The organism is Marinobacter sp. C1S70 (genome assembly GCF_000475355.1).
GTDB lineage: Bacteria > Pseudomonadota > Gammaproteobacteria > Pseudomonadales > Oleiphilaceae > Marinobacter > Marinobacter nauticus.
Window position 1 is genome coordinate 62,284 of sequence record NZ_AXBW01000013.1, and the last position, 16,678, is coordinate 78,961.

A 16,678-nucleotide genomic window follows, 5' to 3' on the forward strand; every position below is an offset into this window, starting at 1 on the left:
GCAATGAGTGAAAACAGCCAATCCCTGTCCTGCGTCATGATACCGGTCTCGGACCGCCAGCTCCTGCTGCCCAACGTCTCCATTGCCGAGGTGGTGGATTTCACCAGCAACGATGCCGGCGCCAATACACCGGACTGGCTGGCCGGATTCCTGGACTGGCGCGGGCTCACACTGCCGGTCATTTCCTACGATGCCGCCAACGGCAACAAGCTCACCATCCCTGGTGACAACCGTGGCCGCATCATTATCCTCAATACCATCGGCCCGAATCACCAGAGCACCCCGTTCATGGCCCTGGTCACCCAGGGCATTCCCAGCCAGGCGCGCCTGATGGAAGACCAGATCCGACAACTGGACGGCGACCCCGGCCCTGCGGACCTGATGCAGGTGGAAGTAGACGGCGAGCCAGCCTGGATCCCGAATCTGGAATACCTGGAATCCCTGGCCGTCGACGCACATCACTGAGCCTCCGGTCGGCATGGCGTGGCCGCCTGCAAATGTTATAATATTGCAAATTTTGCAGGATCCACGCCATGCCGGAACGCGCACTTCCCTACCGTCCCCATAATCATCAGGCCTGTGTCGCCCAGGCGTTGTCCGATGCCCATGCCATCTGCCGCGATGAAAACGCCCGCCTGACTCCGATCCGTGAACGGGTACTGGAGTTGATCTGGCAATCCCACAAGCCGCTGGGCGCCTACGATATTCTGGCCAAACTGTCCTCGGATGGACATAACGCCGCCCCCCCCACGGTCTACCGGGCCTTGGACTTTCTGCTTCAACATGGACTGGTTCACCGGATTGCCTCGCTCAACGCCTTCGTCGGCTGTGCCCATGCAGGTGAACATCATCGCGGTACTTTTCTGATCTGCCGACAGTGCGGCACGGTGCTGGAACTGGCCATGCCGGAACTCAATCAGGCCATCGAATCCGCGGCGCGCGCGGAAGCCTTCCTTCCTGACGACGTTACCCTCGAAGTGGCTGGCCTCTGCCCCCGCTGTCAGGGGGAGCAAACGAATGACTGACCCTCTGGTCCGGCTAGAACAGGTTACGGTGGCATTTGACGACCGGCCGGTGGTTGATCGGGTCAACCTGACCGTGAGCCGGGGCGATATCGTCACCATCATCGGCCCGAACGGTGCCGGCAAAACCACGCTGATCAAAACCGTTCTGGGGATTCAGCGGGCGACCAGCGGTCAATTATCGGTGGCGCCCGGCCTGGTGATCGGTTACGTACCCCAACACCTGACTCTGGAGCCCACTCTGCCACTGAGTGTCCGGCGCTTCATGCTGCTCAGCGGACGTGCACTGTCAGACTGCAAGGCAGCTCTGGAAAGGACCGGGGTCGCGCATCTACTGGATGCGTCCGTCCACCACCTGTCCGGCGGCGAAAAACAACGACTGCTGCTCGCCCGGGCACTGGCCCGGAAACCCGATCTGCTGGTGCTGGACGAACCCGCCCAGGGGGTCGATATCAATGGCCAGGCCACACTCTACGATCTGATTCGCCAGCTTCGGGATGAGCTGCACTGCGGTATCATCATGATCTCCCATGATCTGCATCTGGTGATGGCGGCCACAGACCGGGTTATCTGCCTTAATCAGCACGTATGTTGCAGCGGATATCCGGAGGATATTTCCCAGGACCCGGCTTTTGTGGAAACCTTCGGTCATCAGGTTGCCGAGTCTCTGGCGGTCTATCACCACCATCACAACCATCGCCATAACCTCCATGGCGATGTCGTCTCTACCGCGGACGCCCACGAAGGTTGCAGCCATGACCATCATTGATGCGGTGCTGGGCGACTTCTTCTGGCGGGCGCTGCTCGGCGGCCTGGGCGTGGCTTTGGTGGCCGGTCCCCTCGGCTGCTTCGTAGTCTGGCGTCGCATGGCCTATTTTGGAGATACGCTGGCCCATTCGGCCCTGCTGGGCATCGCGCTTAGTTTTCTGATCAGCGTGCCTTTGAATCTGGGTGTGGTGATTACCTGTGTGCTCATTGCGCTGGCCCTGGTGCTGCTGTCCCGGACCCGCACCCTGGCTACCGATACCCTGCTCGGCATCCTGGCGCACAGCGCGCTGGCCATTGGCCTGGTAACACTGAGCTTCATGCCGGATGTCAGGGTGGACCTGACCGGCCTGCTGTTTGGCGATCTGCTGGCCATGACCCGACAGGATCTGGTCTGGATCTACGGTGGCGCCGCCTTTATCCTGTCTCTGCTGGCGCTGCTCTGGCGCGGCCTGCTGATGAGCACCATTCATGAGGAACTGGCACGGGTAGAAGGGATTCCGGTGGAACGCCTGCGGCTGGCGTTGATGCTGATGTTTTCGCTGGTGATTGCGGTGGCCATGAAGATTGTCGGCGTCCTGCTGATTACCGCCCTGCTGATTATTCCGGCCGCAACCGCACGCCGACTGGCCCACAATCCCGAACACATGACCGCCCTGGCAGTGGTCTTCGGGGTGATGGCGGTGTCCGGCGGACTGACCCTGTCCTGGTACCTGGACACGCCGGCCGGACCATCGGTGGTGGTCACTGCATTTCTGGTGTTCCTGATGGTGTATGCAGGTGCCCGCCAGAGCCGGCACTGACCGTCCGCGCCACCAGTCAGCACAGGGCGGCGCCCGAATTGCCGGGCCGGTATTGCTGGTCTAAAGTTAGGCGGTATCCGAGCAGCAAAGGCCTCGCGGGAGCACACCAGCATGGACAGCGACCTTCGTAACACACCCGGCACCCGATTCCGGCTCTGGCCGGGTCTCTGGATGCCCGGGGTTATCCTGGGTATCGGCATACTGGTGTCAGTGGCACTGGCCAACACCCTGGCGCGAACTATCGCTGACCTTGGTCTTGAGGCCTACCATGCCAGGCATCAGGCTCTGGTTGCGACGATCGCAGCCCGACTACAACACACGCCGGGGCAGCAATTGCCTGCATCGCTGACCTCAGCTTTGGCGACAGATCTGCCCGAGGGCCTGCAGCTTCGAATCGATACTCTCGCCAGACACACCAAACAGGCTGTGCTGGAGCTCGGCAACGTAGACGAGCCCCGGGATTCCGAGGCCCTGCGTACCGAGCTGACACTGCCCGGCAGGCACTGGATGGTCACCACCACGCCCAGCGCAGGGTGGATAGACCGGGCCTCGAACCAGGCGCGCTGGCAGATTCTTACTGCAGGTGCCGGTATCTCGGTACTCGCAGCCTTACTGATGCTGGTTGCCTGCCGTCGACTGGCCATCCGCAATGCCAGAATCCGGCAGCAACAGGCACAACTCGATCGCGATCAACAACAGATTACCAATCTGCGGGTGGAGAAGTCTGTGCTCCGGCATGCGCTGAACGACAGCGAAGCAAGAAGCCGGGATCTGGTTCGGCTGGGCGGAGCGGTAATCGCCGAACTGGATCATCAGGGGCGCATCGGGTTTGTGTCCGCCCAGATTGCCGACATGCTCGGTCGCGCGCCCTCCGACCTGACCGATCAGCCATTTGAACAACTGGTATCCGAACAAGACCGCAGCCGGTTCCGGGAGAGCCTGGACAGCGCCCGCAGCGAGGAAGACCTGACCCGAACCGACCTGGCATTGATCGGGGCCGAGGACGCCCGGCCAGTGCGGGTCTGTCTGCGCCTGAAAACCATCAAGGATCCCGTCCACGGCATTACCGGCTTTCGGCTCAGTGCTACCCCGGACTAGGGCCCGCATAGACGGCCAGCGCGATCTACCAGCGACTCACAAGGGCTGAATCCGGTCCAGCAGCCGCCCACTCTCAACCAGCTCAAGAAACTCATCACCCAACCTGTCACTCTCCAAGATCGCTCGACGCCAGGCTCGTTCGCGACCGGCATCATCGCCGACGTACTTCTCGAAGTCCTTTCGATCCGGCAGTTTGCGATCCGGCAGGGTTGCCAGGTAATCCGGTGACGGCGATACCAGCACGACATCCTGCAGTCGACTGGCATCGCCCCGACGCCAGGGCAAGGTTTTATCGAACCAGCCGGGAACCACACGATCCGTAAAATGCGGATAGAGGATAATGCCAGGCTGCTGGTAAGGCAGGTCGAGGTGATAATCGAGCAGTCCGCCATCCCGGTATACACCCTCTGGCGCGCCCGGAATATTGCGGACTCCGGACATCACCAGAGGAATGGAAGCGGACGCCAGCAGGGCCGGCAACAGGTTATCCCGGCTCAGGGGCACTTCATGACTGGGGAAATCCACCAGGCTTGAGACCGGCGCGCGGCCCCGGGCATCGTGCACAATGCCACGTTCCATAAAACGACCCAGGTGCCGGCGGCTGACCATGTTGGCGCTGATAGCCCGCATCAACCCGAGGCTCAGCCTGCCCCGGGTATCGTGTTGCAACAGGCCAAGACTGCGCACTACTACAATGCTCAACCGGTACCAGGGATGGCTGAGCAGAAAGTCTTCCCGGCCCCCCAGCAGCTCCTCCAGAAACAGTATGCTTTTGCGGGAGATTTCCGCAGCGCTGACGCCTTTGGCAAATCGCTGACTGGTGTACAGCTCGGCCAGGCGGGCCAACTGGGCCTTGGGATCATCTGAAGAGGCAATGGCGGCAAACCGCCAGCTGCCGATGGAAGATCCGATCAGGGCCCTTTCCTGGGGAGCCTGCGGCAACCAGTCACCAAAAATGGCCTTGTCCAGGCCACTGATTCCCAGCGCCTTCGGGCCACCGGCTGCCCCCGGAATCACGTGAACATCTTCGGGCCCCAGCGGTTTTTGCTGCAGGCGCTGCAAAGCCCGGCGTCCCGCTCGGATGGTCAGTGCCGGCATCCGGCTGTGAATGGCAGTCATTCCTTTCTCCCCTGAAGTGTCCGGCGAGTGTATCCGACCGGCTGGAGACGGCCAACTGAACAGAATTCATGACGGCTATGTATATTCTGAATAACAGGTGCCTCCGGCATAGTTTTTACGAATTACGTCGATCCGTGGTTTTTGCTTTCGCCCATCACACTCCGTGCTAGACTGGAGCCATCGATTACAAACGGAAACATGCCGGTTATGAACAGCGGGAGTAGGCTGTGAATCTTTTTGCCTCGCCAAATACCCTGGCAACCAACCCGACCCTGGCTGTTCTCGGGTTCAAGCGGCAGCTGGTCTACCATCTGCACATCTGGGCCTTTATTGCGGTCGCCCCCCTGGTCATGGTGCAGTGGCAGCATGGCAACGTGCTGCTGTCATCCCTGTTGATTCTGTTCTGCGCCAACGCGGCCCTGGTGATCGCATTCCTGCGTTTTCGAAGCACCTATTTCTTCAAAGGCCGCCTGTTCCCCATTCTGGCCGTGGTGTGCGCCGCCTATTCCACTCTCATCAATGGCCACGCCGGGCTCTACTGGGCGTATCCTGCGGCCATTGCCCTGTTTTTTCTGCTTCCCCTGCGTGAAGCCATTTTCTGCAATGTCGTGTTTGTCTCGGTCATGGCGGTGGTGTCTTTCCTCAAGTTTCCAGAGGCAGACTTCTGGCGCATTACCTTTTCACTCGGTCTCAGTTGCCTGTTTGCCATGATCTTTGCCTGGCTGGTGGGGCGCCTGCAGGCCGAGCTTACCCGCCTGGCGACAACCGATCCACTGACCGGCTGCCTGAATCGCTCCCAGCTGGCCGACATCCTGAACAGCCAGATTCAGATGCGGGAACGCTATGAACGGGTGTCCAGCCTGGTACTGATTGATCTGGATTATTTCAAGACCATCAATGACCGCTGGGGCCACCTGGCCGGAGACAAGGTGCTCAAGGAAATGGCGCTGCGGGTACGCAAGCGGTTGCGGGAGAGCGATCAGCTGTTCCGTATCGGCGGCGAAGAATTCATGGTCGTGCTCCCGGAAACCCGGCAGAAAGACGCCGACACCCTGGCGCATCAGTTGCTGACCAGCATCAGCGCCCGGCCGTTTCTGGATGACATCCGGGTTACCGCGAGTGCCAGCGTGGCGGAAGTCACCCAGGGCGAGACCTGGTCAGTATGGCTCAACCGGGCAGACCAGGCTCTGTACGAAGCGAAATCCCGTGGCCGGAATCAGGTGGTGAACGCTCCCAGGCTCGCCAGCCAGGAGGACATCCTGGATCGGGCGCCAATGGCAGACCCGGCCACCGGCGGCACCACACCGGCCTGAGCTGGCTACTGCGCCTTGCGAAACTCCCTGTAGGCGCTGTAGACATCCCAGGGTTGCTCAAAGTGGGGGTAATGCCCGACATTGCGCAACATCACCACATCGGCCTGAGGGATCAGCTCCCGATAGCGCCGGGCCATGGCGGCGCCGGACACCGGGTCGGCACCGCCGGAAATCAGTCGCATGGGCTGCTCCGCCTTTTGCAACGCTCCGACCCAGCGGTTGCGGTGACAACGACGCTCCTCCATGAACTGGATCAGGCGGTGCAACACGCCCCGGCCGTTGTTGTAGTTCAGCAAATGCCAGAAGTCGTCCATGTCCTGCCTGCCCGGCGGATTACGCGCCCCGAACAGACGTCGAAAGTTGCGTTCGAAGAGCGATCGGCTGAGGCCCCGGCCAATGAGGCCACCCAGGGGGCTGCGCAGAATCTTCTGGATAAACAGGGGATGGTGAACTTCCGGAAACAGACCACCGTTTAGCAGGCAGACACTGCTGACGGCAAACGACAGCTCGCCCTCCTGCTCGCGGGCCAGCAGTTCCTGGACGACGGTGGTGCCGTAGTCATGGCCGAACAGGTGGACCCGCTCCAGACCCAGCCCCTCAATCCAGCCCTGAATCAAATCCGCCTGATCTTCGATGCTGTAGGAATAATGCAAAGGTTTATCGGAAAAGCCGAAACCGAGCATGTCCAAAGTCAGCAGGTTATGCTCGCGCACCAGCATGGGCCAGATCCGGCTCCAGTCCCAGCTCGCGGTCGGAAAGCCGTGCAGCAGAACCAGCGGCTCCCCCTGCCCGCCCATGCGGCTGAAGATGGCGTGGCCCTCGTAACTGAACCATTTGCCAGCCTGCTGCCAGGCTTCCAGCGTAAATGTGTCCTGGCGACCAGAGGCCGCCACTTCTGAACCCGGTATCACCTGTTCCATGTGCAATCCATGACCGTACCCGAAACCCTCACACTTTAGTGCAAAGCTGCGGCCACGACCATATCGCCTTTGGCGGCCTGTGCGGTGGTCCTTTTCAGAGCCACAGACGTAAACCATGGAGATACCCGGCGAATTGCCTTAAGCTTTGGCCTTTTTCAGACACCCCAAACCGGAATCAATTATGTCTCTACCCCTTGATGATCTGGCCGATCACTACCGCACCATTATCCAGGGCCTGGGCGAAGACCCGGATCGAGAAGGCCTCCAGAACACGCCCATGCGTGCAGCCAAGGCCATGCAGTTCCTCACCCGCGGCTACCAGCAGGACCTCGAAGAGCTGGTCAACAACGCCGTATTTGAATCCGCCATGGACGAAATGGTGGTGATTCAGGACATCGAGCTGTACAGCATGTGCGAACACCATATGCTGCCCTTCATCGGCAAGTGCCACATCGCCTATTTGCCCCAGGGCAAGGTGCTGGGCCTGTCCAAGTTTGCCCGCATTGTCGACATGTATGCCCGCCGGTTACAGATTCAGGAAAACCTGACCCGGCAGATCGCCGAGGCCATCGAGAGCGTTACCCAGGCCAAGGGTGTTGCGGTGGTCATTGAAGCCCAGCACATGTGCATGATGATGCGCGGCGTCGAGAAGCAGAATTCGCGCATGAAAACCTCCATGATGCTCGGGCAGTTCCGCAAATCCCAGGCAACCCGGACCGAGTTCCTGAATCTGATTTCAAGCAACCGCTAACATCCGACTGACCCCAGGGAGTTGTTATGGCAAACGCCCAGAAACCACTGGCCCGTGTCCAGATCAAGAATCTTCTGCTGCGTGCCTATATCGGCATCAAGGAAGAAGAGATCAACAACCAGCAGGATGTGGTGATTAACGTTTGCCTGACCTACGATGCCTCCGAGGCTATCGAGCGCAATGAAATCTCTGCTGCGCTCAACTACCGGACCATTACCAAGCAGATTATCGCCCATGTGGACGGCCAGCGGTTCGCCTTGCTGGAGCGCCTGACCCACGAAGTATTGACCATCGTCATGGAACATGGCGCCGTGCGTTGGGCCGAGGTAGAAATCGACAAGCCCCATGCGCTACGTTATGCAGAATCGGTTTCCGTGACTCTGGAAGCCAGTCGCGACTAGGAGAATCTGCATTATGCCCAGCAACAGCCCCGAACAGATCCGGGAGATTCTGGAATCGGTTAATACCATCGCCCTGGTGGGTGCCAGCGAGAAGACCAACCGGCCTTCCCATGAAGTGATGGAATACCTGCAGCACCAGGGCTATCGGGTGATTCCGGTTAACCCGCGCCTGGCCGGTCAGCAGGTTCTGGGCGAAACCGTCTATGCAGACCTCGCCACACTTCCAGAGCCAGTGGATATGGTGGAACTTTTCCTGGCTCCTGAGCGTACCGATGCCGTGATCGATCAGGCCATTGAGCAGAAGGTTCCGGTGCTCTGGCTGCAGATTGGTGTGATCAATGAAACCGGCGCCCAGCGTGCCGAAGCCGCCGGCCTGACGGTGGTGATGGATCGCTGCCCCAAGCAGGAAATACCGCGGCACGGCCTACGCACCCCGGCCAAACGCTGACCTGTCTTACTGTCCCTGGTGCATGACTGATATCGGTAGCCGGCATGAAAACCGGCTGCCGAAGCTGAGCTGGATCAAGAGCCAGATCACAGTTTCAGATCGTAACTGTTACCAATTGCGACAGTCTGACATACTCTCTGAACAATAATTCGAAGACTGGCAGGACCATGTGGTTCCGAAGTAAACCAGGCAAGTCCAGAGCCGCCGCTAAAGGCCGCGATGTTCAGAGCACTCCCAAGGCGTCTGCAGACGTTGTACTGGAACGGGTGCGTCTGCCCGTGGACCTGCTTCAGTCCGGCATGAAAGTGGTCAAGCTTGACCGCCCCTGGACCGAAGTGCCGGTTCTGTTCCAGGGTTTCACCCTGCAGACAGAGGCCGAAGCCCGGGTACTGCGCCAGTATTGCGCCTGGGTCGTGGTCGAAGATGAGGCTGAAAAGCTGGCCCCGATTCTGGATCAGATTCCCCACCTGAAACAACGTACCACCGAACCCCTGCAGGAAACCCGCACGCTCGAACAGGAACTGCCCCGGGCTGCCGACGCCTGGAGCCGGACCCAGCAATTTGTGGAAAAGGTGATCCGGGACATCGAGCAGCATAACGATCTGGAGCTGGCCTCCGCCCGCCCCCTGATTCGTTCCTGCGTAGACAGTGTCAAAGCCAACGCCAGTGCCATGTTCTGGATGGCCCGAATCAAGAACCGCGACGCCTACACCGCCGAACACTGTCTGCGCGTCGCCATTTTTACTGTGGCCTTTGCCCGATTTCTGGGCCTGCCTGAAGATGATCTGGAAGTGGCCGGCATGTGCGGGCTCTTACACGATATCGGCAAATTGCGGGTACCGGACGAAATCCTCAACAAACCCGGGCCGCTGTCCCCCCAGGAATATGAGGTGATGAGGAAACACACCACTCTTGGCCATGAACTCCTGAAACAGGACCCAAGCCTGGACCCGATCATCAGCGATGTGACCCTGCATCACCATGAACGTATCGACGGCCGGGGTTATCCGCAGCAATTGCCCGAATGGCAGATCAGCCGGTTTGCTCGCCTGATTTCCATTGTCGACGCCTACGATGCCATGACCAGCGACCGCTGTTACCGTGACGGCATGTCACCGGCCGACGCCGTTCGCATCCTGTATAAAAATCGTGCTCAGCAGTTTGATGCCGACATGGTGGAGGCCTTTATCCGGATGATCGGGATTTATCCCCCCGGCAGTCTGGTGGAACTGAATACCGGTGAAGTGGCTCTGGTGGTCAGCACCCACCCAGGACGCAAGTTAAAACCAAAAGTGGAAATCCTGCTGGATGATAACAAACATCCGGTTACACCGCGGATTATGGACCTGGGCAGCCAGACCACCGCGGACAGCCCCACCAGAGAAATCAAAGCGGCGTTGCCGGATGGGGCTTTCGGTCTCGCTCTAGAGGGCCGAATCAAACAGCTAATGGCAAAGAGCGTTGCAAATCATTCATAATCAGCGCGAGCCTGCCGTTAACCCAGGTATCCAGAACCCACTCACTCCGGAGCATGATGTGGAGAAACCCGAGACATCCATCAGACTGGTCGTTCGTGCGCTGATGAGCCCGGTTTTCCCGGTTCTGATCTTCCTGGTGTTTCTGGGTATTGCCTCCGGGCTCCGGGTTGGCCTGATCCAGCAGAATACCCACCAGATCCAGACCAATCTCAGCAATGAAGCCAGAGCACTCGCCAACAACCTTGAGCGAGAATTCATGGTGCACCTCGATGCCATCGGGCGTATGGCCATGCGCATGCAGGCCAATCCATCCCAGACCGAGGCGCTCTGGCGTGAGGATGCGCGCAATTATCTGAGAGACTTCGGGGTTTACCAGGCCATTGAATGGATTGACCGCAACTACATCATCCGCTGGCTGGAACCCCTGAGCGGCAACAACGATGTCATCGGTTTCAATGTCGCCTTCAATGAACAGCGGCGAGCGGCGCTATCGCGGGCTGCAGCCTCCGGACAGTACGATATTTCCGGCATCATTGACCTTCGACAGGGCGGAGAGGGTCTGGTGATCTATCATCCTGTCGGGCGGGGTGATGCCAATAACGGTTTCATGGCTGGCGTTTTCAGAATGAATACGCTGGCAGAGCAAATGTTGACCCGGCGGGTCCTTGAACAGTTCCAGGTCACCATCACCCAGAGTGACCAGACCAGTTATCTGCTGAACACCTCGTCGGACCTTGATAACTCGCTGAACCACACCGTACCGATCAACCTGCCTTCGCTGGACTGGTCACTCACACTCACGCCTTCGAGACAATGGGTCGAAGGCCAGCGCAGCAGCTGGCCTACCATGACCTTTACCAGCCTGCTGCTGATGGGCCTGCTCACCAGCCTTACTACCCTGCTGGTGCAACTCATCCTGAAACGCAACCAGGCTCTGCTCAAAACCCGGAAAGAGCTGGAACAGGAAATCGATCAGCGAGTAGCCATGCAGGTGGACCTGGAACGGCTGGAGTCGACCGACACCCTCACGGGTCTGGCCAATCGCCGCTTCTTCATGGAAGACCTTGCGCATACCATCAACATTGCCGATCGACAGCTGCGCCAGATCGCCCTGGTGATGCTGGATCTTGACCGCTTCCAGATGCTTAACGATTCCCTCGGGCATCAGTTCGGGGATGAGCTTCTGATCAAGGTGTCTGAACGCCTGAACGGGTTGAGCAATGAGCGGGTACTGGTCGCCTACTCCGGTGGTGACGAGTTTATGGTGTGTCAGCAGCAGGTCGATGACATTGACGATGTGATTCACCTGCTGGGCCAGATCAAGCAGTGTTTCGCCGCGCCGTTCGAGGTGCAGGGCGAGGCTCACAGTATTACCGCGACAATGGGTGTGGCGGTTTACCCCCAGAGTGGTCTGGACGCGGATACGCTGTTACGCAATGCCGATATTGCCCTGTACCGGGCCAAGGAGCAGGGCCGTAATACGTACCAGTTCTATACCGAGGGCATGCAGGACCGCGAAGTGCTGCGTCTTGAGCTGGACCGTGACCTGAGCCAGGCGCTGGCCAACGATGAATTTGTGCTTTATTTCCAGCCCCAGCTCAATCTCGACACCGGCCAGATCAACAGTGTCGAGGCGCTGATTCGCTGGCAACACCCGGTTCGCGGGCTCCTGCCTCCGGTGGAGTTTATTCCGCTGGCTGAGGAAAGCGGCCGGATTACCGAGATTGGCCGCTGGGTGGTACTGGCCGCCTGCCGTCAACTGGCGCGCTGGAAAGGCACGCCCTGTGAGCACCTGAGAGTCGCGGTGAATCTGTCCGGCCGCGAACTGGATGATGATTCCCTGATTGACCATATCCGTTCAACCCTGGCATCGGAGGCGTTGGATCCGTCCCGGCTGGAGGTGGAACTGACTGAGGAAATCTTTATCCAGAACATCGAGCACAACCTCAATCAGTTATCCCAGCTGCACCAGTTGGGTGTGCATCTGGCGATTGATGACTTCGGGGTTGGTTACTCGTCGCTGGGTTATCTGAGGGATTTCCCGGTCGACCTGCTGAAGATTGACCGGTCGTTCATTACCGATGTCACTGAGCGCCACGATGATGCAGTGATTACCCGGGCGGTGATCAATCTGGCCCACAACCTGGGCATTCAGGTAGTGGCTGAAGGCGTCGAGACGGAGGAGCAACTGAACTTCCTGAAAGCGCACCGATGCAATCTGGCCCAGGGCTACCTGATCAGCCGGCCGATTCCGGCGGCCGATCTTGAGCGCGCACTGGCCGAGGGTATTCTGATCCCGGGCCTGCCCGTGGATTCCGGTTTGTAATTACCGGGCCAGAGCTCCACACTTCACTTTCAACGGTTTGTCACGAGAGCATTATGTCGGCCAGATATCTGACTTTGGAGCAGGATGCACAGCTTCGCCGCTGGGAGCGGTGGAACCGGAATTATTTTGTGTTTGCGTTTGTGGCGCTGATTGTGGTGCTGGTGTTCAGCAGTCAGTTGGGGCTGTCGTCCGGCGATGACTGGGGGTCGCTGGGGGTGTTGCTGGCGTTGCTGGTGGCGCCGATTGTGGTTCTGCAGTTGCGGCTGAGGTGCCCTGCCTGTGGCGTGAAAATTGGCTGGCAGGCGAAGCTGATGGCTCCGGATCAGTGCAAGTCCTGTGGTGTGTTTCTGCGTTCGAAAAACGCTTCTTCCTGAGTTTCTCTCCGAAAACCTTTGACCTGTGAGTTGGTCACAGGTTTTAGTCTTGTTCTGTGGATTTGGGAGAATGCCGTGTCGGTGTGGGTGGCGCTTCCGAAAACCGCTGCAAGTACTTCCCTGTACGCCATCCATGGCTACGAACATTTTCGGAAGCGCCACCCACACCAACACTCCGAAACATCTGAACAAGTCTCCCATCCACCCACATGCTCGTTGGGGGATTCGGCACCATGAAAGTCAAAGAAATCGCCACCGCCGCCGGGGTTAACCCGGATACCGTCCGGTTTTACACCCGGGAGGGTTTGTTGCGCCCTACCCGGAATCCGGACAACAACTATCAGCAGTACGATGCCGAGGATCTGCGACGGTTGCGGTTTGCCCGCAAGGCACGGCAGCTGGGGTTTTCTCTGCCGGAGATACGGCAGATTCTGGAGCAGGCGGACGATCATCATTCGCCCTGCCCGATGGTTCGGGATGTGTTCCAGCAGCGGTTAGCGGAAGTCGAGAGGGAAATTTCGGAGTTGCAGAAGTTGCGGGCGCGGATGGTGTCGGCCTTGTCCACCTGGCAGGAGATGCCCGATGGAACGCCGGATGGACATACGATTTGTCGGTTAATCGAACATTGGGATGATCCTTCGTCATCATCCTGCTGTGAGGAGTCTTGAGTGATGAGTGAAGCATCGGTTCTGAAAACTGCGCTGAGTATTTCCGGCGCCTCTTGTCAGGGTTGTGCGAAGAAGATTCGTCATGCTCTGGAGCCGCTGACCGGTAGCACCGAGCGGGTGGAGGTGAATCTCGACGAGCAGACCGTGGCCCTGCCCGAGGACGTGGATAGCGCCGAGGCGGCACGGATTGTGACAGAGGCTGGCTACCCGGCGGAGCCTTTGGTTCATAACGAACCCTCCGGCAGTTGCTGCGCATCCAAAAAAGGCAAGTCCGCCGCTGATAAGGCGCCGGACCCGGATACACCGGCCGCCTCGACCGACGTCGAGCCATCGGATGCCGGCGACGGGCAGATCGCGCTGGCGGTCAGCGGGGCCACCTGTGCATCCTGTGTGAATACCATTGAGAAGGCGTTGATGTCGGTCCCCGGTGTCACTCACGCCCATATGAATCTGGCGGACAGCACCGCGACCGCCAGCGGTGATGCCGATCCGCAGGCGCTGGTGCAGGCGGTGGAGAGTGCGGGTTATGGTGCCCGGGTGATTGAAGACGCGGATGCCGCCGACGACCGCAAGCAGGAAGAGGACAAGAAGCAGTACAAGGTACTGCTGGTGAAGATGGCCATCAGTCTGGGGCTGGGCCTTGGGTTGATGATCTGGGGCATGGGCTTCGGGTCGATGATGGTGACCGAGGCCAATCAGCTTACCTGGATCAATCTGGGCATTCTCACTCTGGGGGTGATGATTGCCACCGGCGGGCATTTCTACACCGGGGCCTGGAAGGCGTTCAAACATCATAACGCCAATATGGACACGCTGATTGCTCTGGGTACCGGCACCGCCTGGCTATATTCGATCGTGGTGGCCAGTGCGCCGGAGGCGCTGCCGGAGATGGCGCGCCATGTGTATTTCGAGGCCTCGGCGATGATCATTGGCCTGATCAATCTGGGCCAGGCCCTGGAGTTGCGGGCCAAAGGCAAGACCTCGGAAGCGGTGCGCCGGCTGCTGGATTTGCGGGCGAAAACGGCCCGGGTGATCCGCGATGGCCAGGAACAGGATATTCCCGTTGAAGAGGTTCAGAAAGGCGACCGCATCCGGGTGCGCCCGGGCGAGAAGCTGCCGGTGGACGGGGTGATTGCCGAAGGCACCACCCGCATCGATGAAAGCATGCTGACCGGTGAGCCAATGCCTGTGGGCAAGGGCGAAGGCGATGAGGTCTCGGCCGGTACTCTGAACACCCACGGCTCGATTATCTATGAAGCTACCCGGGTGGGCAGCGAGACCGCGCTGGCCCAGATCATCAAGCTGGTGAAGAAGGCCCAGGGCTCGAAACCCGCCATTGGCCGGCTGGCAGACAAGATCTCTTCGGTGTTCGTGCCCACGGTGATGCTGATTGCCGTGGTGTCGGCGCTGGTGTGGTACAACGTCGGGCCGGAGCCGGCGGTGGTGCACATGATGGTGGCCGCCACCACGGTACTGATCATTGCCTGCCCCTGCGCGTTGGGGCTGGCCACGCCCATGTCGGTGATGGTGGGCGTCGGCAAGGCAGCAGAGTACGGTGCGCTGATTCGCCAGGGCGATGCCTTGCAGACTGCCGGAAAAATCGATCTGGTGATTCTGGATAAAACCGGCACCATTACCGAGGGCCATCCCGCGGTAACCCGGGTGCACGCGGCAAACGGCGATGAGACGCGCCTGCTGGCATTAGCCGCCGGGCTGGAGCAGCATTCCGAGCATCCGCTGGCAGAAGCCATTCTGGACAGGGCCCGCGAGAACGATATTGAGCCAGAACCGGTCTCCGGCTTCGAAGCGCTCAATGGCAAAGGTGTGCAAGGCAAGCTTGATAGCGAACCGGTACGCCTGGGCAATCGGCGCTGGCTGGAAGCCGAAGGGCTGTCTGTCGAGGCTCTGGATGATGCCGCCGCAACCATTACCCGGGAGGCCGGCACGCCGCTGTTCCTGGCGGTGGGCCAGCAAGTGCTGGGTGTCATCGGCGTGGCAGATGCGATCAAACCGGATTCCGAGGCTGCCATCCGGCGCCTGCACGACGCTGGCATCAAGGTGATGATGGTCACCGGCGATGTCGATGCCACCGCCAAGGCCATTGCGGCCAAGGCCGGCATCGATGACTACCGGGCCGAGGTGTTGCCGGAGGACAAAGCCGAAGTGGTCAGCGAAATGCGAGGTAAAGGCCACACGGTGGCCATGGTGGGGGATGGCATCAACGATGCCCCGGCGCTGGCGGCTGCGGACGTGGGCTTTGCCATCGGTACCGGCACCGACGTGGCCATTGAAAGTGCGTCCATCACCCTGATGCGAGGTTCCCTGCACGGGGTGCCGGACGCCATCGAGATCTCCCGGGCGACCGTGAAGAACATTCACCAGAACCTGTTCGGAGCCTTTATCTATAACTCCCTGGGTATTCCGGTGGCCGCCGGCCTGCTCTACCCTGTGTGGGGCATCCTGATGAGTCCGATCCTGGCCGGCGCCGCCATGTCGCTGTCTTCAGTGACGGTGGTTTCCAACGCCAACCGGCTGCGGCTGTTCAAGACCAGCCAACCCCAGGTATCTGCAGAGGAGCGGAACTGATGACAACATTTCTGGTCAATGCCGGTGGTCTCGCCCTGATGGCTGCCATTGTCTGGTGGTTCTGGCTCTCCGGCTCTAACTCGGACAACTCCGATCAACATCACTGAGGTAATCACCATGAGAAGACACACCCTTACCCTCGGCCTGATGGCTGCCCTGGGATTCAGCACCACCGCCCTTGCCGGCGGTGCGGCCCAAAGCATTCATGTGTACAAATCCCCCACGTGCGGCTGCTGCGGCGACTGGATCGACCATCTGGAAGAAAATGGTTTTGATGTCACCGCCACCAACAGCGACGACATGGGCAGGATCAAAGCCGAAGCCGGGCTGATTCCGGGTCTGGGCAGTTGCCATACCGCCTTTGTCGACGGTTATGTGATTGAAGGCCATGTGCCGGCAGACGACATCAAGCGCCTGCTGGCGGAAGCCCCCAAGGCCACCGGCCTGAGCGTACCGGGTATGCCGGCGGGCTCTCCGGGTATGGAGATGGGCGACCGGAAAGATCACTACAAGGTTATTCTGTTCAACGACCAGGGACAGACGCGGGTGTTCAACCAACACAACTGATGGTTCTGCCTATTTTTTCTACACGATAGCCCCGCTCTG

General features: G+C 59.6%; 17 protein-coding genes. 15 read left to right on the forward strand and 2 right to left on the reverse strand.

Annotated elements, in window-relative coordinates:
- The first annotated feature begins 3 nt into the window (after positions 1-3).
- The 5 genes from Q669_RS03995 to Q669_RS04015 all read left to right on the forward strand — a co-directional run bounded on the left by Q669_RS03995 (position 4) and on the right by Q669_RS04015 (position 3,688).
- A complete protein-coding gene (locus Q669_RS03995) occupies positions 4-465 on the forward strand; it encodes a chemotaxis protein CheW (RefSeq protein WP_011787177.1) in 462 nt (153 codons plus the stop codon).
- A 68-nt stretch (positions 466-533) separates the two neighbouring features.
- Entirely contained in the window at positions 534-1,025 is a 492-nt protein-coding gene (locus tag Q669_RS04000; RefSeq protein WP_011787178.1) for a Fur family transcriptional regulator, read from the forward strand.
- Positions 1,018-1,791 (forward strand): zinc ABC transporter ATP-binding protein ZnuC, encoded by a 774-nt coding sequence (gene znuC / locus Q669_RS04005; RefSeq protein ID WP_022991335.1) that lies wholly within the window; start codon positions 1,018-1,020, stop codon positions 1,789-1,791. Before Q669_RS04000 ends, znuC begins: the two co-directional genes overlap by 8 nt.
- A complete protein-coding gene (znuB, locus tag Q669_RS04010; RefSeq protein WP_022991336.1) occupies positions 1,778-2,590 on the forward strand; it encodes a zinc ABC transporter permease subunit ZnuB in 813 nt (270 codons plus the stop codon). The genes znuC and znuB overlap by 14 nt, the downstream gene beginning before the upstream one ends.
- A gap of 111 nt (positions 2,591-2,701) precedes the next feature.
- Complete coding sequence (locus tag Q669_RS04015; RefSeq protein WP_022991337.1) at positions 2,702-3,688, forward strand: PAS domain-containing protein; 987 nt, start codon at positions 2,702-2,704, stop codon at positions 3,686-3,688.
- Between the two features lie 36 nt (positions 3,689-3,724).
- Here the strand turns inward: Q669_RS04015 and Q669_RS04020 are convergent, their stop codons facing one another.
- A complete protein-coding gene (locus Q669_RS04020; RefSeq protein WP_022991338.1) occupies positions 3,725-4,807 on the reverse strand; it encodes a patatin-like phospholipase family protein in 1,083 nt (360 codons plus the stop codon).
- A gap of 227 nt (positions 4,808-5,034) precedes the next feature.
- On the opposite strand from Q669_RS04020, the gene Q669_RS04025 reads away from it, so the two are divergent.
- Positions 5,035-6,120 (forward strand): sensor domain-containing diguanylate cyclase, encoded by a 1,086-nt coding sequence (locus Q669_RS04025; RefSeq protein WP_014423004.1) that lies wholly within the window; start codon positions 5,035-5,037, stop codon positions 6,118-6,120.
- A gap of 5 nt (positions 6,121-6,125) precedes the next feature.
- Here Q669_RS04025 and Q669_RS04030 read toward each other — a convergent pair whose 3' ends face one another.
- Positions 6,126-7,040, reverse strand: a complete 915-nt coding sequence (locus tag Q669_RS04030) for an alpha/beta fold hydrolase (RefSeq protein WP_022991339.1) — start codon at positions 7,038-7,040, stop codon at positions 6,126-6,128.
- A gap of 181 nt (positions 7,041-7,221) precedes the next feature.
- Between Q669_RS04030 and folE the strand changes: the two genes are divergently transcribed.
- From folE to Q669_RS04075, 9 genes are all read left to right on the forward strand, one after another.
- Complete coding sequence (gene folE / locus Q669_RS04035; protein WP_011787185.1) at positions 7,222-7,791, forward strand: GTP cyclohydrolase I FolE; 570 nt, start codon at positions 7,222-7,224, stop codon at positions 7,789-7,791.
- A 26-nt stretch (positions 7,792-7,817) separates the two neighbouring features.
- Positions 7,818-8,192 (forward strand): dihydroneopterin triphosphate 2'-epimerase, encoded by a 375-nt coding sequence (gene folX / locus Q669_RS04040; RefSeq protein ID WP_014423006.1) that lies wholly within the window; start codon positions 7,818-7,820, stop codon positions 8,190-8,192.
- 13 nt (positions 8,193-8,205) lie between these two features.
- A complete protein-coding gene (locus tag Q669_RS04045) occupies positions 8,206-8,640 on the forward strand; it encodes a CoA-binding protein (protein WP_014423007.1) in 435 nt (144 codons plus the stop codon).
- 167 nt (positions 8,641-8,807) lie between these two features.
- Entirely contained in the window at positions 8,808-10,118 is a 1,311-nt protein-coding gene (locus Q669_RS04050; protein ID WP_022991340.1) for an HD-GYP domain-containing protein, read from the forward strand.
- A 58-nt stretch (positions 10,119-10,176) separates the two neighbouring features.
- A complete protein-coding gene (locus Q669_RS04055; RefSeq protein ID WP_022991341.1) occupies positions 10,177-12,444 on the forward strand; it encodes a putative bifunctional diguanylate cyclase/phosphodiesterase in 2,268 nt (755 codons plus the stop codon).
- A 53-nt stretch (positions 12,445-12,497) separates the two neighbouring features.
- Positions 12,498-12,818, forward strand: coding sequence for a hypothetical protein (locus tag Q669_RS04060; RefSeq protein ID WP_022991342.1), 321 nt, complete (start codon positions 12,498-12,500; stop codon positions 12,816-12,818).
- Between the two features lie 233 nt (positions 12,819-13,051).
- Positions 13,052-13,486 carry a MerR family transcriptional regulator gene (locus Q669_RS04065; protein ID WP_011787191.1) on the forward strand — a complete coding sequence of 145 codons (435 nt, stop codon included), beginning with the start codon at positions 13,052-13,054 and terminating at the stop codon, positions 13,484-13,486.
- 3 nt (positions 13,487-13,489) lie between these two features.
- The gene (locus tag Q669_RS04070) at positions 13,490-16,072 is read left to right on the forward strand and encodes a heavy metal translocating P-type ATPase (protein WP_022991343.1); all 2,583 of its coding nucleotides are present in this window, start codon (positions 13,490-13,492) and stop codon (positions 16,070-16,072) included.
- A gap of 117 nt (positions 16,073-16,189) precedes the next feature.
- Positions 16,190-16,639, forward strand: coding sequence for a DUF411 domain-containing protein (locus Q669_RS04075; protein ID WP_022991345.1), 450 nt, complete (start codon positions 16,190-16,192; stop codon positions 16,637-16,639).
- The last annotated feature ends 39 nt before the right edge of the window (positions 16,640-16,678 follow it).